The following is a 20296-nucleotide window of genomic DNA, read 5'->3' as shown; positions in this document are numbered from 1 at the left end:
GAATGGATGGAATGGGGGGATAGCCGTCCTCCGACCCGGCCGACGCGCCACTGGCGCTGGTGTATTGGGCAGCGACGGGCGCCGAGCGGATGCAGATGCCGGCGAGAAGCAGCACGATCGTGACGCACGCCAGGGCAGCTCCGTCAACGGAGCCGCGGTCGACGCTTGGCGTTTCCGACATACGGTGCCTCCTTCGAGTGCTCCGATCGGGGTAGGTGGTTGGCCGCGACGAATCCCACCCGGCCAGAGTACGAGCCGGGGAAGCCCGCATCCATTGCACGATGGTATCGGCGGCCCGCTGGCACCCCGACCAGCGCTGGAGTAACATTGGCTCTGAGCCACCGATCCGCCCGTGACTCCGAGTCCGATGACGAACAGCAAGGACGCAGCCTTGGCACCGGCCCCGAGCCCGACCGAGCCGCAGGTCCTGGCGAACATTGCTCCCACGGCCGGCCAGCGCCGGATGGCGCGCGCCTTCCTCTTGGTCCTGCTCGTCATCCTCGCCGGCACATCGCCCTTCGCGGAAATCCGCCTGCCCGAAGTCCACGCGTTCGTCCCGACGCTTGCCGCCGCCCTGTGCGTCAGCGACTGCGTCACCGCGGCCCTGCTGTTCGCCCAGTTCTCGCTCCTCCGGCAGTGGGCGCTCCTGGTGATCGCCAGCGGCTATCTGTTCAGCGCGCTGATCGTGATCGCCCATGCGCTGGCCTTTCCCGGCGCCTTCACGCCCGCCGGCGTCCTGGGCTCGGGACTGCAGTCCGCCGTCTGGCTCTACTGGTTCTGGCATTCGGGGCTGCCCCTGGCCATCATGGGCTACGCGCTGCTCAAGGACACGGACCGGGTGGCCGACGCACGCGTCACGCGAGCCGCCATCGGCCTGAGCGTCGCGGGCGTTCTCGCCCTGGTGATCGAATTGTTCTGGTTCGTGACGCAGCATCAGGACCTGCTCCCCGTCACCTTCGTCGACGTTCACCCGTTGAGTCTGTTTCGTCGCACCATCGGCGGCCTGGTGGTGCTGGCACTGGGCGGCGCCGCCCTGTGGCTCCTCTGGCGCCGCCAGCGCTCCCTGCTCGACCAGTGGCTCGTCGTTGCCCTCTCAGCGCTGCTGCTCGAGGTGCTCCTGGCCTCTGTGCTGAGCGCCGGCCGCTACAACCTCGCGTGGTACGCGGGTCGCTTCTATCAGCTGGTGACCGCCGCCGTCGTGATGGTGGTGCTGCTGGCGGAGATGACGAAGCTGTATGCCGGCCTCGCCCGATCGAACACGATGCTGCAGCGTGAGCGGGCGATGCTGCAGCGCGCCGTCGAGGCGCAGCGGCGCGAGCGCGATGCCCGACTGATCACCGGCGACGCCGTGGCCGCCAGCATCGCGCACGAGCTCAAGCAGCCCCTGACCGCCATGATCACGAGATCCTACGCGGGCGTGCGCTGGCTGGATCGCGGGGCGCCCGACCTGGACAAGGCGATGACGGGGTTCAGGCAGATCGCGGACGATGGGCACCGTGCGGCCGCCGTGCTCGACCGCATCCGGGCGAGCTTCCGGCCCGACGCGCGCGTAAGGGCCCCCCTCGACGTCAACGGCCTCATCGAGGAGGCCATCGCATTGCTCCAGGACCAGCTGATCAGTCACCGCATCGCGGTGCGGCTCGCGCTCAATGAACGGCTGCACAGGGTCATGGGCGATCGCATCCAGCTGCAGCAGGTGCTCCTCAACCTGATCACCAATGCGATGGAGGCGATGGCCACCGTGGACGACCCCCGCGTGCTCGCCGTGCGCTCCGAGGTCCAGGGCGACGGCGGCGTCCTCGTCGCCATCGCCGACACCGGGACAGGGGTCAATGCCGAGGACGTCCAGCAGGTGTTCAATCCGCTCTACACCACGAAAGCCGACGGCATGGGAATGGGCCTGTCGATCTGCCGTTCGATCATCGAGGCCCATGAGGGCACGCTGTGGATCGTGCCGAACGTACCACGGGGCGCGATATTCCAGTTCGTGCTGGGCCCCGCCGCGGCCACCGCCGGCCTCCTGTGACCTAGGGGGAGTTCCAGGTTGGGAGACCGATACCAAGGTGTGATACCCCGGGCAGACCCGTGGGCGTATCGTCCTGGAGCGCCGCGGGATGCGAAAGGATCGGTATGACCCATGACTCGGCGAGGCGTCCCCTGGTTACGGTCATCGACGACGATCAGTCGGTGCGCGAGTCGCTCCCGGAGCTGCTGCGCGAATCCGGCTACGAAGTCGAGACGTTCTCGTCCGCCGAAGAGTTCCTCGCCTCCGGCGACCCGGGCCGGACGAAGTGCCTGGTCCTCGACGTGACAATGCCGGGCATGTCGGGACCCGAGCTTCAGTGCGAGCTGCAGCGCCGCGGCCAATCGATGCCGGTCGTCTTCATCACGGCGCATGGAGACCGGACGATGCTTCCCCGTCTGCTCGAGCAGGGTGCCGTGGATTGCCTTTTCAAGCCGTTCACCGAGAGCGCGCTGCTAGCCGCCATCGGCTCCGCGCTGCGAGTGGCCTGAGGGAAGGTGTGACGACTCCTGGCCCCCTCGTGTTCGTCGTCGACGACGACGAATCGGTCCGCGAATCGCTCGACCTCCTGATCCGTGCGGCCGGCTGGCGGCCGGAGACGTACGCGTCCGCCGAGGCGTTTCTCGCCAGGCCCCGGGCCCTCGTCCCGAGCTGCCTGGTGCTCGACGTATCGCTTCCGGCACTCGACGGGCTCGACCTCCAACGTCGTCTCGGGGCCGATCGCAGCGACATGCCGATCATCTTCATCACCGGACATGGTGACGTGCCCATGACGGTGCGGGCGATGAAGGCGGGGGCCGCCGAATTCCTCACCAAGCCATTCCGGGACGACGTGCTCCTGGACGCCATCGCGAGCGCCCTCGAACGCAGTCGCGCGTCCCTCGAGCAGCGTTCGGAGGCACAGGTGCTGCGCGACCGCTACGCCACGCTCAGCGCCCGTGAGCGAGAAGTGATGGCCCTTGTGGTCTCGGGGCTCCTGAACAAGCAGACCGCTGGCGAGCTGCACATCAGCGAGATCACGGTGAAGGCCCACCGCGGAAAGGTGATGCGGAAGATGGGCGCCGGCTCGCTGGCCGACCTGGTCAAGATGGCCGAGCGGCTCGGCGTCGATCTGGCGGCGGTGAACGAGGGTCCGGCACCGATACGGTCCTGAGCACCGATACCATTGTGCAATGGACGCAGTCCACGATCACTGTCACTATGGCAGGCATGTTGATCGGTCTGCACGCGAAGAGGAGCCGCGTCTTCGTGTTCGGGAAGGATCGTCACGGTTGACCAAGGAGAAACCGGCTATGGGAAGCAATGGCATCCGCACGATGGCGCTCGCGACTGCACTCCTGGGCGCCCTGAGCGGCAGCGCCCTGTCCGCCCAGGACAAGTACTCCGTGAAGGTGCCGGGTGGCCTCGCGTTTTCCGAGTTCAGGGGGTACGAGGGTTGGCATCTCATCTCGATCAGTCAGAACGGACCCGCGATGGCCGCGATCCTCGGGAATTCCGTCATGATCGCCGCCTACAAGGCCGGCATTCCCGGCAACGGGAAGCCGTTCCCCGACGGCTCCAAGATGGCCAAGATCCACTGGATCCCGACCAAGCTGAAGACCTTCCCCGCCGCCACCGTGCCCGGGGTGCAGCATGACGCGGACTTCATGGTCAAGGACAGCAAACGGTTCGCCGACAGCGGCGGCTGGGGATGGGGCGCGTTCGAGTACGACTCCGCCACCCATACCTTCACGCCCGCCGATACGACCGCCAAGCCCCCGCAGGGGCACGATGCGAAGTGTGGCTTCGCGTGCCACACGATCGTGAAGAACCGGGACTATGTGTTCACGAACTACGCGGGCCGGTGAGATCACGAGCTGAGGCAGTAACGCTCATCGCCGCCCCCACCCGACCAGAAGGAAGGGAGTTTCCCATGCCTGCCACGCTCGAAAAGCCAGCTGGTACCGCCCCGGCGGTCCGGCCGTTCAGCTTTGAGTTCTCCGATACGGAGCTGGAGGAGTTGCGACGGCGCATCAAGGCCATGCGCTGGCCCGAGAAGGAAGCCGTCACGGACGACACCCAGGGCGTCCAGCTCGCCACGATTCAGAAGCTGGCGCGCTACTGGGCGACGGAGCACGACTGGCGCAAGGTCGAGGCAAGGCTCAAGTCCTACCCGCATTTCATCACCGAGATCGACGGGCTCGACATTCATTTCATGCACATTCGTTCGAAGCATGAGAAGGCCCTGCCGCTCATCGTCACCCACGGTTGGCCGGGCTCGATCATCGAGCAGCTCAAGATCATCGAGCCGCTGACCAATCCCACGGCCCACGGCGGGAGCGCTGCTGAGGCGTTTCACCTGGTGATCCCGTCGATGCCGGGCTACGGCTTCTCGGGCAAGCCCACCACGACTGGCTGGGGCCCCGAGCGTATAGCTCGGGCATGGGCGACCTTGATGGAGCGCCTAGGATATCAGCACTACGCCGCGACAGGCGGCGATTGGGGGGCGATCATCGTCGACCAGATGGGGGTGCAGGCCCCGAAGGGGCTGGTCGGCATTCATACGAACATGGCCGGCGCGATTCCGCCCGAAGTCGATGCGGCGGCCTTTGCCGGCGCGGCGCCGCCTCCCGGCCTCGACGAGGAGGAGACGGCGTCCTTCGAACACGTCTCCTTCTTCTACAAGCACGGTCTCGGCTATGCCCAGGAGATGGGGCACCGGCCGCAGACGCTGTATGGGCTCCAGGACTCTCCGGTCGCCCTGGCCGCGTGGATCATCGATCATGACATCTGGACGTACCGACAGATCGCCCGGGTGTTCGACGGCGTCGCCGAGGGCCTGACGCGGGACGATATCTGCGACAACATCACCCTCTACTGGCTGACCGGCACGGGGGTGTCGTCGACTCGCCTGTACTGGGAGAACAAGCTGGTGTTCTTCGCGCCGAAGGGAGTGAAGATTCCGGTCGCGGTGAGCGCGTTCCCGGAGGAGATCTGCCCGTGTCCGCGGAAGTGGGCCGAGAAGGCCTATCCCAAGCTGGTCTACTACAAGCGGCATCCGAAAGGCGCGCACTTCGCCGCCTGGGAGCAGCCGCAGGCGATCGTGGAAGATCTTCGCGCGGGGCTCAAGTCGCTGCGGTAGGTCACGGTGGCTCGAAGAGTGCCTGTGCGGCGCCGACCTGACACGGGGCAGCGGCCCGGTGGGAACACGCAGACCCCTCAACCTGTTCGAGCACGAGCCGCACCCCGGTCGAACAACGAGGGATGCGCCGCCGCCGCGCGCTTCCTCATCTCCGCCACGTCCTGCGTCATGGCCGTGACCAGGGCCTGGTACCGCGGCTCCCGCCGCACCGATGCGAAGAAGGGGTCGAGATTCAGGAACCGGGCGTCCCTCCATCCGGCCCGGTAGCCGCGCTCGAGCCACTCGAGTGCCGCGTCGGTGTGGCCCTCGATGGCGCTGATCGCGGCCAACTCCATCGGAGCGTTGTAGCTCTCCTCGCCGGCATCGAGGTGTTGGTGCGCCGCTGCGGCCGAGGCCCGCCACAGCCCGGCGGCGCGACGGGTGTCCCCCCGGCGGTACAGGGTCAGGGCATGGAGCGACCGGAGTGACTCGGGAAACATCTGCCCGGCGGCCTCGGGATCCTGCCGGGCAAGCGGCTCGATGAGACGCTCGGCATCGGGGGCTGCTGTCACCACAGCCAGCTCGGCCAGGTTCGGGGGGAGCTCGGTATTGTCGGGGTCATCCCGCACCATGCGCCGGGCACGCTCGAGAGCCGCCTGGTTGAGTCCGCGCCTCTGGTCCAGCCAGGCCAGCAGAATCTGGATCCTGGGCTCGGCCGGGAAGCGGCGCTCGGCTGCGAGCAGATATTGGCCGGTGGCCGAGTCGTCGTCGAGGGGCATCAGGCCGAGGGTGACGTGGTAGGGACCATGGCTCTGGGTCGGAGCGAGCTGCTGATTGCGCAGCGACCAGTCGAGCGCTTCATCGTAGCGCCCGAGCGCGACGTAGACATTGGCCAGGTCGGCCATGGCGCCGCCGTGGCTCGGGTTCAGCGCCAGCGCCTTGAGGTAGGCGCGCCGGGCGTCGGACAGCTTGAAGACGACGCTCTCGAGGTCGCCGAGCGCGAACCAGCCGTCGGCCAGCTCGGGGTCGAGCGCCACCGCCTTCCGCGCGGCGATGAACCCGGAGTCGGTGTAGATCCGCTCGCCCGCCACGCTCCGGAACATCTGGTTCCGCGCGAGCTGGGCCCAGGCCTCGGCGAATCCCGAGTCGAGCGCGATGGCCTGCCGCAGCAGCTCGGCGCGGGCCACGTTCCCGCCGCGCTGGGTGGGACTCAGGTCTTGGGCCTTCAGGTAGAGCTGGTAGGCGGCCATGTTCGAGGTCGGGGCGTGGGCCACCCGCTTCGCCTCGGCGGGAGTGAGCCGAGCCTGGAGCGCCGTCGTGACCTTGTGGGCGACGTCGTCCTGCACGGCGAAAAGGTCGGAGAGCTGGCGGTCGTACTGTTCCGACCAGAGCGCCTGGCCGGTGCGCACGCTGGTGAGCTCGACGGCGATGCGGACCCGGTCGCCGGCCAGACGCACGCTCCCGTCCACCACGCTGCCCACGCCCATCTCGCGCGACATCCGCCGCAGTCGGTCGCCCGCCGTGTCGTACGGCGCCGTGGCCGCGCGGCTCAGCACCCGGAGCGCGGCGACGCGGGAGAGCTGGCTGGCGATCTCCTCGGTCATCCCGGCGCTGAAGTACTGCTGCGCGGTGTCGCGCGAGAGGTTGCGGAACGGGAGGACGGCCACGACTCGGAGATTGTCGCTCGGTGCGGCGCCGTCCGCGTAACCTCCGGGTCGGAGGCGGCTCACACCGAATACCGCCAGCGCGATCGCGAGGCCGGCGGCGGGGAGGAGCAGCCACCGCGGCGCGAGCCGGCGTGACCGCTCGGGTTCTGGCCTGGCGGGGCCGGTGAGCGCGGCGACGAAGTCGGCCACCGAGGCGTACCGGTCGGCCGGCGACTTGGACAGCGCGCGGGTGACCGCGTGTTCCACCTCGAGGGGCACGCCTGGGCGAGTCGCGCGCAGGCTCCGGACCGGCTCGGTCATGAGCCGCGCAATCACCGCCTGGGCGGTGGGGCCGATATGGGGCGGCTCGCCGGAGAGCATCTCGTAGGTCACCGCCGCCAGGGCGTACTGGTCGGACCGGGCGTCGATCTCCCGCTCGGCGGCGGCCTGCTCGGGGCTCATGTAGTGCGGGGTGCCGAGGGAGAGGCCGGTCTCCGTGACCCGAGGTCCGCCGGCCTGGGCGACCGCGAGCGCGATGCCGAAATCGGCGATCACGGGCTGGCCCGACTGGAGGAGGATGTTCTCCGGCTTGAGGTCGCGGTGGATCACGCCGCGGGCGTGGGCGTAGGCGAGGGCGTTGCCGAGCAGGGTGACCAGACGAAGCGTCTCGTCAAGCGGGAGCTGGCGCTCGCGCTCGAGCCGGGCGCGGAGCGTCTCGCCTTCCACGTAGGGCATGACGTAATAGAGGAAGCGGCCGTCGGGGGCGGTGGCTTCGCCCGAGTCGAACAGCGGCAGCAGGTTGGGGTGCTGGAGGTTGGCGGTGACACGGATCTCCGCCAGGAACCGCTCGGCGCCGAGGACGGCGGCGAGCTCGGGGCGGAGGACCTTGAGGGCGACCTGGCGGTCGTGCTTGAGGTCGTGGGCGAGGTAGACGGTGGCCATGCCGCCGCGACCGAGTTCGCGCTCGATCGCGTAGCGGTCGGCGAGGGCATCGCGCAGGCCGTCCGGCACGCCCATTGGGGTTTCCCTGGTCCGGGGATAATTTGGCGGAAGTGGGTTCTGGGGACGGGGTCAAGTAAATGCCGCGGGAGCCGGGGCGCCAGCTACGGTGAGCCCGCGGCTCGTGATGTGCGGCCCTTGGACCCGGAACCTTTCTGGAGGCTGACATGACCCGCCGTGCCGACGCCCTTGCCGAGCGTGGCCGAGTCGCGGCGACGGGGCCTGCCGGTGCCGGAGCATGTGCCGGCCGACGTCCCGGTGGACTCGGCCTCCGCCGCCGGGCAACGCAGCGCGCGGCCGGTCCTGTTCCGGGTCCGCCTCGCCGGGCCATGGCGCGCGCCGGCGTCGACGCTCGAGCCGGCGCGGTATCTGGGCGCGACCGACTCCCTCGGCACCATCGCGCCGGGCAAACTCGCGGACCTCGTGCTGCTGGACGCCGACCCGCTGGTGGACATCCGCCACACGACTCGCATCCACGCGGTGGTCGCCGACGGCCGGTTCTACTACCGCAGGGAGACCGCCACGAGAAGAGGCCAGGTGGACGGTGCCGTGGAGCGTGCGATGCGGTGAGCCATGGATGCCTCCTGGTGAGCGAGCGCCATACCATCACCAGGCAATTTCCATGGGGGGCGTGACTCGGACAAAACCTGAGCATGCCTCGAGCGCTGCGAGGCAAGGCGCCACTCGGCGTTCCAGTTACCCGGGGCATGTCAGGTCTGGGGGCTGGTTCCACGCATATGAAAGGATAGGAGCCCAAGAACCACCAATAGCCCGCACCGACTCTGTACCCGAAACCTTTACTGGAGGCTGACATGACCCGCCGTTCCGACGCCCTTGCCGAGACCCTGCTCCAGGGAGCCACCGCCCTGGCCGAGCTGGCCGCCACCCTCACGGACGCCGAGTGGCAGACCCGGGTGCCGCGGGACGGCCGGACGGTGGGCGTGATCGTGCATCACGTCGCGACGATGTACCCGCTCGAGATCGAGCTGGCCCAGACCGTGGCCGGCGGGAACGCCATTACGGGTGTGACCTGGCAGGCGGTCCACGAGATCAACGCCACCCATGCCCGCGAGCATGCCGGCACCACCCGCGAGGAGGCGATCGCGCTGCTCCGCAAGAACAGCACGCTGGCGGCCGACGCGCTCCGCGCCTTCACCGATGAGCAGCTCGACCGCTCGGCCCCCATTTCGCTCTACTTCGATACGCCGCTCACCGCGCAGTTCTTCCTGGAAGACCACGCCGTGCGGCACAGCTGGCACCACACCGCGCGGATCCGCCAGGCGCTGGCGCAGGGGGTGCCTGCGGCGGTGTGACCGAGGCCGCCCCACGCGAAACCGCCGCCAGAGCGCATGACCTCTGGCGGCCGTTCGTTTGGAAGAGGCGGGACGACAGACCCAGGATCGGGAAGGTCAGTTGTTGTCGTCGTCGCCGTCGTGGTGGTGGCCGTGGCGATTCTCATGGACGTCGTCCTCGGCCGGCAGATAATACCTGCCCTCACGCTGGTAGACGATCACGGCACGAAACCCCGTGGGCTCGAGCTGCCGGCTGTAGTAGCTGGTGCCGTCGTAGTACAGGGTGACCTCGCGATAGCCGTGCTGCTTCCACCAGCCGTACGCGTGCCCCCTCGGGACGTGGGTGCGCTCCACCACGACGACCTCGCGCGCTGGGCCCCGCCGCTCGGAGGCCCGAGGCGGGGGTGTCACCACCAGGCGTTCCTGCGTTCTGGAGCTGCAGCCGGTCCCGAACGCCAGTGCCAGGATTCCGCCCGCCAGGATTCCACGCTTCATGTCGGCCCTCGAGTTGATGGATGGGCCGCTGGCGTGCGAAGGCCGTGCCAACGGCTAACCCGTTGCTGGAGCGGCGGTCAGGCGGCGTGGCGCGGGGGAAGCGTGCGGCGGATAACGTGAAGTGCCTGCAGGTTAGGGGCTCGGGATCCCATCACTCCGCCCCCGTCAGCCGAGCCCGCACTTCGGTGACCCAGTTGAGCACCACGGCGAGGCGGCGCGCTTCGGCGCCGGCGGATGCATCGGTGCGTCGCAGCATGATGAACGACCGGCCATCGGGGCGGACGCCAAAACCCTGGTGCCACGGCGTAAAGACGAAGGGCGCCGTGCCGAACAGCGGCTGCCGGCTGGTGACCTGGAAGTCGGTCGTTCCGCCGACCTCGGCGACCATCATGGTGTCGCCGCGGGCCACGTAGAACAGCTCCCGTCCCGTGGGCCCCCACACCGGGTTACTTCCGCCCGCCGGCGAGACCTGCCAGCGGGCGCGGTTCGGATCCGGCACCGGCCGCACGTACACTTCTTCCCGCCCCGACTCGATGGAGACGTAGGCGATCCAGCGACCGTCGGGCGAGACGGCCGGCATGTACTCGTCCGCCTGGCCGGTGGCGACCGGGATCGGGGTGCTGTCGCCCTGGAGCCGCCGGAGGTACACATCGCGGATGCCCGGCACCGTTCCGGTCCGATACCCCAGCCAGTGGCCGTCGCGCGACCAGCTCGCCTCGTCGATCTGCGCCGTGTCGTTAGGGAACAGGCGTACCGGCTTGTCGCTCCCGTCGGCCCGGAGGCGGTACAGGTGGGTGCCGTGCTCCGCGTCGGAGCTGTAGCTCAACGAGCGGCCGTCCGGCAGCCAGGCGGCCCGGTAGTTGACGGCGCCGGTCGTGAAGGTGAGCCGGGTGAGCGGCCCGGCGTCGAGCTGCTTGACCCAGAGGGTCGAGCCGGATCCCTCGGTCGTCGCCACGGCGATGCTGCGCCCGTCGGGCGACGGGTCGGCGCTGATGAAGCGTGAGTGCCAGGCGGGATCGAGCACCCGGCTCCGCCCGCTCTTGTCCACCTCCACCACGGTCGCGACGCCGGCGAAGGGGTTGGTGGGCAGGTAGACCAGGGTCCCGTCGTCGGCCAAGGCCAGCTCGGCATTGACGCCGATCTCCACCTGGACGCCGCTCAAGAGCGACGCGGGCCGGCGGGTGAGCCGGCGATGCCGGACATCGAACGGCGCGCCCACCACCGTGCCGTCGGTCCGGACCGCGATCAGGAGCCCGTCGGGGAGCAGCGTCGCGCGGGTGGCGCCCGCGAGGAGGGTGTCTTCCTTGTGGGTCTTGAGATCGATCGCGACGATGGCGGGCCCCGCGCAGGTGTTGCCGCAGCGGGTGAGCACCAGCAGGCGGTTGTCGAGCAGCGCGGCAGGGTACCCCTGTCCGCCCGTGGCCGGCGGCGGGACGAGCACCGTCGGGTTGCCGCCGTCCTGGTCCACCACCGACACGTTGTAGTCCGCCCCGGAATAGACGATGCGGCCGTCGGGAAGCCAGAGCCCGCTGGGCAGCGAGAGCTGGGCCCGGTCGGCCAGGAGCACCGGCGCTCCGCCGGTCACCTGCACCTTGTACATCTTGGCCCCGGCGAAGTAGCCGATCCACTGGCCGTCGGGGGAGAAGAAGGGGCCGTCGCCGCCCTCGGTGCCGGCCAGGGTCCGGGGCTCGAGGTCGGCCCGGTCGCGCACCGCCAGGCGGGTGACGTTCTCGCCGGCCCGGGTGACGAAGGCCATGCGCGCGCCGTCGCGGCTGATGGCCAGCGAGGTGCCGTAGAAGCCGGTGAAGTTGACCCGCAGATCGGGGATGTCGAGCGTGAAGCGCGCCACCGGCTGGGCGTGACGCTGGGCGAGGCGGAGCGCCATCAGGCCCGCCGCGACGGTGGTGACCGCGGCGACCGCCGCGAGGGCCGGCACAATCCAGCGGCGGGCCCGCGGCACCGGGGCCGCGGCGCGGCGGACGGCCGTGGGACGCGTGCCTTTGCCCTGGAGCGCCGCCGCGAACTCGGCGGCGCTGGCGAAGCGGTCGGCCGGCAGCTTCTCGAGCGCGGTGAGCACCGCGTCCTCCACCGCGTCGGGCACCCGCTCGCGCTGGTGCTGGAGCGAGGCCGGCTTGTCGGTCATCACCTTGGCCACGATCGCCTGGGCGGTGCTGCCGGTGAACGGCGGGTCGCCGATCAGCATCTCGTAGGTCATCGCGCCCAGGGCGTAGACGTCGCTGCGCGGGGTGATGGCGCGCTCACCCATCGCCTGCTCGGGGCTCATGTAGTGCGGCGTGCCGAGCGACATCCCGGTCTCGGTCATGCGCGAGCCGCCGGCGCTCGAGACGGCGAGCGCGATCCCGAAGTCGGCCACCAGCGCCGACCCGTCGTGGAGCATGACGTTCTCGGGCTTGATGTCGCGGTGGATGACGCCGTGGCGGTGGGCGTAGTCGAGCGCGGAGGCGACCTCGGACGCGATCCGCATTGCCTCAGGGATGGGCAGCTGCTTCTCGCGGACCAGCCGATCGCGGAGCGACTCCCCCTCGACGAACGGCATCACGTAGTACGCCGTGCCGCTCGCCTCGCCGCTGTCGATCAGGCCGAGGATGTGGGGATGCTGCAGGGTGGCGATGGTCTGGATCTCGCGCAGGAACCGATCGGCGCCGATGACGGCGGCCAGCTCGGGCCGCAGCACCTTGATGGCGACCTTGCGGCCGTGCTTGAGATCGTGGGCGAGGTAGACTGTCGCCATGCCGCCCTGGCCGAGCTCGCGCTCGATGCGGTAGCGGTCGGCGACCAGCGATTGCAGTCGGTGAACGGCGTCGGTCTCCATTCAGCGCCCGCTCAAAGAGACCGACAATTTCGCGCAGGGCGTCAGTGTCTGTCTATCCGGTGATGGGGTCGAGGATAACTAAATGGGGGTCGGGGCGCGGCGCCAGATAGTTTCGGATCGGAGGCCGGTTTCCCGGTGCGAGCGGGCTGCTGGGGCCGGGGGAGGCTAGGGGTTGGCGGGGCTTGGCCAGCCTCCCCCGGTCCATGTTAGCGCGGGCGGCTGCGACTCCGGTGTCTACCAATTTCTCTAGCTCACCACCAGGTTTAGCAACCGATTCGCCACATACACCACCTTCCGAACCTCCTTGCCCTCCGTAAACCTCCGCACCGCCGCATCCCGCCCCGCCGCCTTCACCACCACCCCCTGCTCCGCCCCGCGCGGCACCGTCACCTTCGACCGCGTCTTCCCATTCACCTGCACCACCACCTCGACGCTGTCCTCGACCGTCAGCGCCTCGTTCCACTCCGGCCAGCCCGCGTCGAACACCGACGTGCCATGCCCGAGCCGCTCCCAGCTCTCTTCCGCAAAATGTGGCGCGAAGGGCGCCAGCATCACAATCAGGCCTTCCACTAGGGTCCGCTGGGTGCAGCTGTCCTGCCGGAGCGCGTTCACCAGCTCCATCAGCGCCGCGATGCTGGTGTTGTAGCGCAGGTCCTCCATCCCCTCCGTGACCTTCTTGATGGTCTGGTGGTACTTCACCAGCGTCTCGTGACGCACCTCGTCGTCCGCGTGGGTCTTGCACGCGTCGCCCACCAGCGCCCAGACCTTGTCCAGGAACCGGCGCGGGCCGCTGATGCCGGCGTCCTGAAAGTCGCCGCCCTCCTGGAACGGGCCCAGGAACATCAGGTACATCCGGAAGGTGTCGGCCCCCCAGCGGGCGATGTACTCGTCCGGGATAACGACGTTGCCGCGCGACTTGGACATCTTGGCGCCGTCCTTCACGATCAGGCCGTGGGCGCGGAACTTCTTGTACGGCTCGTCGAAGTCCAGATGGCCCAGCTCGTTCAGCACCATCGTGATGAAGCGGGCGTAGAGCAGATGTAAGACCGCGTGCTCGTTGCCGCCGATGTAGGTGGTGACCGGGAGCCACTTCTTCGTCAGCGCCTGGTCGAACGGGCGGTCGTCGAAGTCGGTGCTCGGGTAGCGCAGGTGGTACCACGCCGAGTCGAGGAACGTGTCGCTCACGTCGGTCTCGCGGCGGGCGCGCTTGCCGCACACCGGGCACGGGACGTGGTACCAGCGCTCGTGCCGCGCGAGCGGGGAGACGCCGGTGTCGTCGGGACGGAAGTCCTCGATGATCGGGAGCTCGACCGGCAGGTCCTTTTCCGGGACCGGGACGGCGCCGTGCTGGTCGCAGTAGATGATGGGGATCGGCGGGCCCCAGTAGCGCTGGCGGGAGATGCACCAGTCGTGGAGACGGTAGTTGACGACGCCTTTGCCGGCGCCTTGCGACTCGAGCCAGGCGGTGATGGCGCGCTGGGCGGCGGGGACGGTCAAACCGTTGAAACGTCCCGAGTTGACGAGAACGCCTTGATCGTTGTCGACGTAGGGGGCGTCCATGGGGAGGTCGGGGTCGGCGGGCAAGATCTCTCGCTCCGCTCGGGATGACAGTCCCGGGGATGACGGACTCTCGGCGACCACGCGGACGATCGGCAAACCGAACTTCTTGGCGAACTCGAAGTCCCGCTCGTCATGGCCAGGCACCGCCATGATGGCGCCGGTGCCGTATTCCATTAATACGTAGTCGGCGATCCAGACCGGGATCTGCTTGCCCGTGGCCGGGTTGGTGGCGTAGCCGCCGGTGAAGACGCCGGTCTTGTCGCGCTCGCCCACCTTGCGGGAGACCAGGTCCTGCGAGGCGGCGGCCTTGCGGTAGGCGTCCACCGCCGCGCGTTGCTCGCCCGTCACCAGGTAGTCCACCAGCGGGTGCTCGGGGGCCAGGACCATGAAGGTCGCGCCGAAGATGGTGTCGGCGCGGGTGGTGAAGACCCGGATGGCGTCGCCCGCGTCGCCGTCGGCCTGCGCCTCGCCGGGAAGCGGGAAATCGATCTGCGCGCCCTCCGAGCGGCCCACCCAGTTGCGCTGCGTCGTCGAAGTCGACTCGGACCAGTCCATCTTGGCCTTGTCGTCCAGATCGTTCAGCAGCCGGTCGGCGTACTCGGTGATCCGGAAGAACCACTGCTCCAGCGTCCGCTGCTCCACCAGCGTGTCGCAGCGCTCGCAGTGGCCGTTGATCACCTGCTCGTTGGCCAGGACGGTCTTGTCCTTGGGACACCAGTTGACGGCGGCCGCCTTCTTGTACGCCTTCCCCGCCTTGAAGAGCTGCAGGAAAATCCATTGGGTCCACTTGTAGTACTTGGGATCCGTGGTGCTCAGCTCGTGGCGCCAATCGAACATCCCGCCGATCCGCCGGAGCTGGCGGCGGAAGTTCGCGATGTTCCGGGGGATCAGCTCGCCGGGGTTGATCCCGACCCTGATCGCGTAGTTCTCGCTGTGGATGCCGAAGGCGTCGAACCCGATCGGCTCGAAGACGTCGTACCCCTGCAGCCGCTTGAACCGGCCGTAGACGTCGCTGCCGGTGAAGGCGAACATGTTCCCCACGTGCAGCCCCTCGGCCGACGGATAGGGGAACATCATGAGGTTGTAGAACGGCCGCTTCGCGCCCTCGAGGTCGGGCTCGTTGGTGTGCCGCTCGGCCCAGCGGGCTTGCCACTTGGCCTCGACGGTCTGAGGGTCGTAGGCGTTACCCGCCGACCCGGGCGTGGCGGCGGAGTCGGTGGTTGACGCGGTCGTCTTGGTGTCGGTCTTCGCCATCAGGCAGCCTCGAGCGGGTTTGCGAGCGAGTGCTAAATCTATTCGGGCCGTGGGGTTACTGCTACCGCAGCGGCGCGGGTTCCGGGTCCGCGGCTCCGGCCGGGAGCGGAGGCTTCCGTAGCGCTCGGCCGAGTCCTACTATTGAAGCGGTTGCCCACTCCCTCTAACCCCGCGACGATGACCGATCTCCATACGCAACTCCAGGCAGGGCTGGCCGGGAGTTACACGCTCGAGCGCGAGCTCGGGCGCGGCGGAATGGCGACGGTCTTCCTGGCGCAGGATCTCAAGCACGACCGCCCGGTCGCGCTCAAGGTGCTCCATCCCGAGCTGGCCCAGTCGCTCGGGCCCGAGCGTTTCCTTAGAGAGATCAAGCTCGCCGCCCGGCTGCAGCATCCCCACATCCTGACGGTCCTCGACTCCGGGGAGACCGGCGGGCGGCTCTGGTTCACCATGCCGTTCGTGGAAGGCGAGAGCCTGCGCGACCGGCTCCGGCGCGAGCGCCAGCTTCCGGTCGAGGACGCGCTCCGGATCGCCCGCGAGGCAGCGCAGGCGCTGCAGTACGCCCACAGCCACGGGGTGATCCACCGGGACGTCAAGCCGGAGAACATCCTGCTGCTGTCCGACGATGGCAACACGCTGGTGGCCGACTTCGGGATCGCCCGCGGCCTGGGGAGCGGGAGTGACGAAAAGCTCACCGAGACCGGGCTCGTCGTCGGAACACCGGCCTACATGAGCCCGGAGCAGGCCGCGGGCGATCGCGGGCTCGACGCACGCACCGACGTCTACAGCCTGGCCGCGGTGCTGTACGAGATGCTCGCGGGCCAGCCGCCGTTCAGCGGCGCGACCACGCAGGCGATGCTGGTACGGCGCCTCACCGAGCCGGCGCCGAGCGTGCGCTCCACCCGGCCCAACGTGCCGGATGGGGCGGATCAGGCGATCCGGAAGGCGCTGTCGCCGGTGGCGGCCGACCGGTTCGGGACCATGCTGCAGTTCGGCCAGGCGCTCCAGGCCGCCGCGGTCCAGGCCGCCGCGGCCCAGGCCGCCGCGGCGCCCACGTCGTCGGCCCCGCCGACCGTCGTCACCACGCCCACCTCCGCCACGGCGCAGGCATCGACCGAGCAGCGGGTCGAGAGCCCGGTCCAGCGCCGCAAGATGCCCGTCGCGGCGACGGCGCTCCTGATGGGCATCCTCATCGGGCTCGGCGTGCTGTTCGCCTGGCGGCGGGCGGCCGGGCCCTCGGCCGGCACGAACGGGCCGATGCGGCTGGCGGTGCTCCCGTTCGAGAACCTGGGCGACTCGGCCGATGCCTACTTCGCCAGCGGCGTGGCGGACGCCGTGCGCGGCAAGCTCACGGCGTTGCCACAACTCCAGGTGATCGCGCGCGGGAGCTCGGTGCAGTACGCCGGCTCGAGCAAGCTCCCGCGGCAGATCGCCACGGAGTTGGGGGTGCAGTACCTGCTGACCGGCACGGTGCGCTGGGCCAAGAGCGCCGACGGGACCAGCCGGGTGCAGGTGAGCCCCGAGCTGGTGCAGGTGAGCGGCGACGGCGCGGCCGCGAGCAAGTGGCAGCAGTCGTTTGAAGCGCCGCTCAGCGACGTGTTCAAGGTGCAGGCGGACATCGCGGGGCAGGTGGCGCAGGCGATGCGGGTGGCGCTACCGGGCGCGGCCCAGGAGCGGCTCGCCGCGGCGCCGACGCGGGACCCGGCCGCGTACGACGCGTTTCTCCGTGCCCGCGCGGCCACCGGCGGCGGCGCCAGCAACAGCCCGCCCGAGCTCCGCCGGTCGATCGCGCAGTACGAGGAGGCGGTGCGGCTCGACTCCACGTTCGCGGATGCTTGGGCGGAGCTGGCCGTCAACCTGGTTCTGCTTTATGCCAACAGCTCGCCCAGCCAAGAAGTGGCGCAGAAGGCGCTCGCGGCGGCAAAGCGGTCAATCGCGGTCGATCCGAGCGGCGCGGTGGGCCATATAGCGCTGGGCCGCTACTACCTGGTCGTGGACGGCGACGCCGCCCGCGCGGCGACCGAGCTCGAGACGGCGCTGAAAGCCGCGCCCGGCGATGCCACGGCGCTCGCGGTGCTGGGCACGGTCAATCGGTCGCTGGGCCGGTACGAGAAGGCGCTCGGGTACGCACGCTCGGCGTACGCGCTCGACCCGCGGTCGTCCAGCCGGGCCGGCCAGGTTGCCTGGACCCTGCTCTGGATGCGCCGGCCGGCCGAAGCGCAGCCGATCGCGGAGCGCGCCCGGGCGCTGACGCCGACGAGCCTCTCGCTCACCGAGCGGCTGGCGATGGTCTCGCTCAGCGAAGGGGATGTCGCGGGCGCACGCCGGATCGTGGCCGGCGCGACGGAGGTGTCCCGTGCCGATCTGGCCGAGTACATGTCGAACTACTGGGACCTCGGGTGGGTGCTCGACGACTCGACCCAGGGGCTGGTGCTGTCTCTGGGGCCGGAAGCGTTCGATGACGATCCTGCGGCGATGGGCATCGTGCGCGCGCAGATCTACGGCTGGCGCGGCGACCACGCCGCGAGCCGCGCCTGGGGCGACTCCGCGCAGCGGTATTTCACCCAGCACCTCCGCGAGACGCCAAACGATGCGCAGCGGCATGTCATTCGGGGTCTCGCGCTGGCTTATGCCGGCAGGCGCGACGAGGCGGTCGCCGAGGGCCAGCGCGGGGTGGCCCTGCTCCCGATCGAGAAGGACGCGGAAACCGGCCCATACTTCGTGCACCAGCTCGCACGGATCTACCTGCACACCGGGCAGCCGGAGAAAGCGCTCGATCAGCTCGAGAAGGTGATGTCGGTCCCCTACTATCTCTCACCCGCCTGGCTTCGGATCGATCCCGAGTTCGCGCCGCTTCGCGGGAACCCACGGTTCGAGCGGCTGGCGCGAGGGACCACCTGACGACCGACCTCCGCTCCGCGCTCCAGTCCCCGCCCCGCCCGCTCGGGTCGCTCGTCGCGAGATTCTTTCTACACGTGGTGTTCCTGTTGGTCGCCCTCGGCTGCCTCGCGGGCTACGAGCACTTCAAGGTGGACGGACGCAGTCAGGCTGCCATTGCCTGCCTGGTGGCGGCCGCGCTGTTCGGTTTCGCGCCGGTGCGCGACCTGATCGGCATGGTGTTCAAGGTCGAGGGCACGGCGCTGCATCTGGTGCACGCCGTTGGCGCCCTCGCGCTCGCCGTCCTGCCGCTCGCCGGCGCCGTGAACGGGACCCCGCTGCTCACCCACACTGCGATGGCGCCCTTCGCCATCATGGGCGCCGCGCAGGCGCTGATGCACAAGCCGCGGAACCCGGGACAGGCCGCCGCCATGCAGCGCTTCGCCGCGAGCCTGCCGGAGGTGGCGCGGCTCGCGGGTCCGGGCGCGCTCTCGTCCCCCGCGAATGCCAGCCGGGCGGTCGCCGCCGTCTCCGACATCCTCACCAAGGCTCAGGCGCTGGGACAGACCGAGCTCGCGTCCGATCCGCGCTTCCAGAGCGCGCTCAGCCAGGTGTCGACGCGCTTCGGCGCCGGACTCGGCCTGGACGCGGTGGATCTGGTGCTAGGCAAGCTGGCCGCCAACCCTGCCACCGCGAGCGCGGTTCCCGCGCTGCGGCAGCGCCTGGCGTTGGCACGGCGGACCATTGCAGCGGCCGGCGAGGCGAGGCGGCATTCGTGACACCCGGGATGTGCAGGCACTGCGGGAGTGGCGCGAGCTCAGTGGTGGGGCCGGTGCCTCTGTCCTCGCTCAGCAACTCTGCTGCGTGACGAGTGCCATGGCGATACCCGCCCCGAACAGGGCCGAGAGTACACCGACCGCCGTCCCGGCGAGAATGCCCCTCGTGCCATGGGCCGCGCGGAGTGTCAGAGGGATATAGACGAGGAGAAGGAGGAATTGAGCCAGGACAAGGATACTCCCGGGTGTTTCGAGGTCGTTGTGGACCAGGAGAGACTTCAATGGCGTAAACACCGCGGCCGCGGACGTCACCAGCAGAGCCACAAAGTTGCTGGCCACGTATGCCATGGCCAGGACCTGCATCATCGCCCGCACCGTCACACCGAGCGGTGCCGTGCCCCGGAACAGCCGTACGAAGAAATGGGTGCAGACGCTGATGAACAACCAGGCGAGAACCACGACCAGCGCGACGGTGAATCGATCCTTGAGTGGTGGACGATCTGGAATGATCGCGCCGATGGTCGCTCCGAGCACCGCACTGACAAGCAGGACGGCGTAGAAATCCTTGTTCCCGCCAGCGCCAGCCGGACCGCCGTCGTCGCGCCACTCGAGGGCACGCTGACCGATGTACGTGGGGCTTGCCAAGGCGGAGGTGAACCACTGGGCATATCCCGCGATCTCGGTTCGCGCGACCTCGAAAGCATCCTTCAGCTCGAAGCCCACAGCGTCTCCTGCGGTGCCACAGTCGTTGCTCAAGGGGGGTGAAGACGTAAGTATAGCCGCATCGCCGAGTTACCGCCAACCAGCGGACTAGGGGCCGCTCGCTTCGGCACCATCGGCCAGCCTAATCGGCGCCGCATTGATGACCAACCTGAAGGACCGCCGGAAAGATGACTATCGGCGGCTGGTGCGTGAGTGGTTCGATTGGAATGCGACGATGCTGCCGGAGATCGAGGAGAGCTTCACCCACGGGTTCGGCGGCCGGGACCTGGCCGATCACTACGGCGCGAAGACACCCGGCCACGAGCCTGACATTCCGACTCGGCCGGACGATTAGGCCGCCATAGTGCGCTACATCCCTCCCTGGATCCTCGAACCGCAGCACAGCTCGGGCTTCCGAAGACGCCGGGCCGCCCTTGCAGGACCCATCGCTTCTTGACCAACCGGTACAGCGGCGGCATAGTGTCAAGGGTGGCATGACCTCCTCCCCTTCTTCCACACACGAGATAACCGCGCTCCTCCAGGCTTGGGGGAAGGGCGACCGTTCGGCGCTGGAGGCCCTGCTTCCCGCCGTCTACAATGAGCTCCACCGCCAGGCGGAGAGCTACATGCGCCGTCAACCCCCAGGCCATACGCTGCAGGCGACCGCGCTGGTGCACGAGGCTTACCTGCGGCTGGTGGGTCGGACCAAGATCGAGTGGCAGAGCCGGGCGCACTTCTT

Annotated in this window: 16 protein-coding genes; 10 read left to right on the top strand and 6 right to left on the bottom strand. The window is 69.1% G+C overall.

Features of this window, described 5'->3' with window-relative positions:
• Window positions 1-181, bottom strand: a 181-nt coding sequence (locus VHR41_21060; GenBank protein HEX3236697.1) for a hypothetical protein, incomplete at its 3' end; no start/stop codon positions are given.
• A gap of 186 nt (window positions 182-367) precedes the next feature.
• Between VHR41_21060 and VHR41_21055 the strand changes: the two genes are divergently transcribed.
• The 5 genes from VHR41_21055 to VHR41_21035 all read left to right on the top strand — a co-directional run bounded on the left by VHR41_21055 (window position 368) and on the right by VHR41_21035 (window position 5144).
• Window positions 368-2026, top strand: coding sequence for an MASE4 domain-containing protein (locus VHR41_21055; protein ID HEX3236696.1), 1659 nt, complete (start codon window positions 368-370; stop codon window positions 2024-2026).
• Window positions 2027-2130: 104 nt separating this feature from the next.
• On the top strand, window positions 2131-2514 hold the full coding sequence (locus tag VHR41_21050; protein ID HEX3236695.1) for a response regulator: 384 nt from the start codon (window positions 2131-2133) through the stop codon (window positions 2512-2514).
• Window positions 2515-2522: 8 nt separating this feature from the next.
• Entirely contained in the window at window positions 2523-3176 is a 654-nt protein-coding gene (locus VHR41_21045) for a response regulator transcription factor (GenBank protein ID HEX3236694.1), read from the top strand.
• A gap of 139 nt (window positions 3177-3315) precedes the next feature.
• Window positions 3316-3870: a cytochrome P460 family protein gene (locus VHR41_21040; protein ID HEX3236693.1), complete on the top strand. Its 555-nt coding sequence runs from the start codon at window positions 3316-3318 to the stop codon at window positions 3868-3870.
• Between the two features lie 65 nt (window positions 3871-3935).
• On the top strand, window positions 3936-5144 hold the full coding sequence (locus VHR41_21035) for an alpha/beta fold hydrolase (GenBank protein ID HEX3236692.1): 1209 nt from the start codon (window positions 3936-3938) through the stop codon (window positions 5142-5144).
• A 77-nt stretch (window positions 5145-5221) separates the two neighbouring features.
• Here the strand turns inward: VHR41_21035 and VHR41_21030 are convergent, their stop codons facing one another.
• Complete coding sequence (locus VHR41_21030) at window positions 5222-7786, bottom strand: protein kinase (GenBank protein ID HEX3236691.1); 2565 nt, start codon at window positions 7784-7786, stop codon at window positions 5222-5224.
• A 159-nt stretch (window positions 7787-7945) separates the two neighbouring features.
• On the opposite strand from VHR41_21030, the gene VHR41_21025 reads away from it, so the two are divergent.
• Together VHR41_21025 and VHR41_21020 are read left to right on the top strand one after the other, a co-directional pair.
• A complete protein-coding gene (locus VHR41_21025) occupies window positions 7946-8338 on the top strand; it encodes an amidohydrolase family protein (protein ID HEX3236690.1) in 393 nt (130 codons plus the stop codon).
• Between the two features lie 242 nt (window positions 8339-8580).
• Window positions 8581-9081 (top strand): DinB family protein, encoded by a 501-nt coding sequence (locus VHR41_21020; protein ID HEX3236689.1) that lies wholly within the window; start codon window positions 8581-8583, stop codon window positions 9079-9081.
• A 96-nt stretch (window positions 9082-9177) separates the two neighbouring features.
• On the opposite strand, the gene VHR41_21015 is transcribed toward VHR41_21020, so the two are convergent.
• The 3 genes from VHR41_21015 to leuS form a co-directional block, all read right to left on the bottom strand.
• Entirely contained in the window at window positions 9178-9555 is a 378-nt protein-coding gene (locus VHR41_21015; protein ID HEX3236688.1) for a hypothetical protein, read from the bottom strand.
• Between the two features lie 151 nt (window positions 9556-9706).
• Complete coding sequence (locus VHR41_21010; GenBank protein ID HEX3236687.1) at window positions 9707-12388, bottom strand: protein kinase; 2682 nt, start codon at window positions 12386-12388, stop codon at window positions 9707-9709.
• Between the two features lie 246 nt (window positions 12389-12634).
• Window positions 12635-15202, bottom strand: a complete 2568-nt coding sequence (leuS, locus tag VHR41_21005) for a leucine--tRNA ligase (GenBank protein ID HEX3236686.1) — start codon at window positions 15200-15202, stop codon at window positions 12635-12637.
• A 177-nt stretch (window positions 15203-15379) separates the two neighbouring features.
• Between leuS and VHR41_21000 the strand changes: the two genes are divergently transcribed.
• Together VHR41_21000 and VHR41_20995 are read left to right on the top strand one after the other, a co-directional pair.
• Window positions 15380-18103, top strand: coding sequence for a protein kinase (locus VHR41_21000; GenBank protein ID HEX3236685.1), 2724 nt, complete (start codon window positions 15380-15382; stop codon window positions 18101-18103).
• A 74-nt stretch (window positions 18104-18177) separates the two neighbouring features.
• A complete protein-coding gene (locus VHR41_20995) occupies window positions 18178-18858 on the top strand; it encodes a hypothetical protein (protein ID HEX3236684.1) in 681 nt (226 codons plus the stop codon).
• A 69-nt stretch (window positions 18859-18927) separates the two neighbouring features.
• Here the strand turns inward: VHR41_20995 and VHR41_20990 are convergent, their stop codons facing one another.
• Window positions 18928-19578, bottom strand: coding sequence for a hypothetical protein (locus tag VHR41_20990; protein ID HEX3236683.1), 651 nt, complete (start codon window positions 19576-19578; stop codon window positions 18928-18930).
• A gap of 139 nt (window positions 19579-19717) precedes the next feature.
• On the opposite strand from VHR41_20990, the gene VHR41_20985 reads away from it, so the two are divergent.
• The gene (locus tag VHR41_20985) at window positions 19718-19912 is read left to right on the top strand and encodes a hypothetical protein (protein ID HEX3236682.1); all 195 of its coding nucleotides are present in this window, start codon (window positions 19718-19720) and stop codon (window positions 19910-19912) included.
• The last annotated feature ends 384 nt before the right edge of the window (window positions 19913-20296 follow it).

It is taken from the genome of Gemmatimonadales bacterium (assembly GCA_036265815.1).
In the GTDB taxonomy this organism is placed as follows: Bacteria; Gemmatimonadota; Gemmatimonadetes; order Gemmatimonadales; family GWC2-71-9; genus CAVVWJ01.
This window is presented reverse-complemented; position numbering and strand designations above follow the sequence as displayed.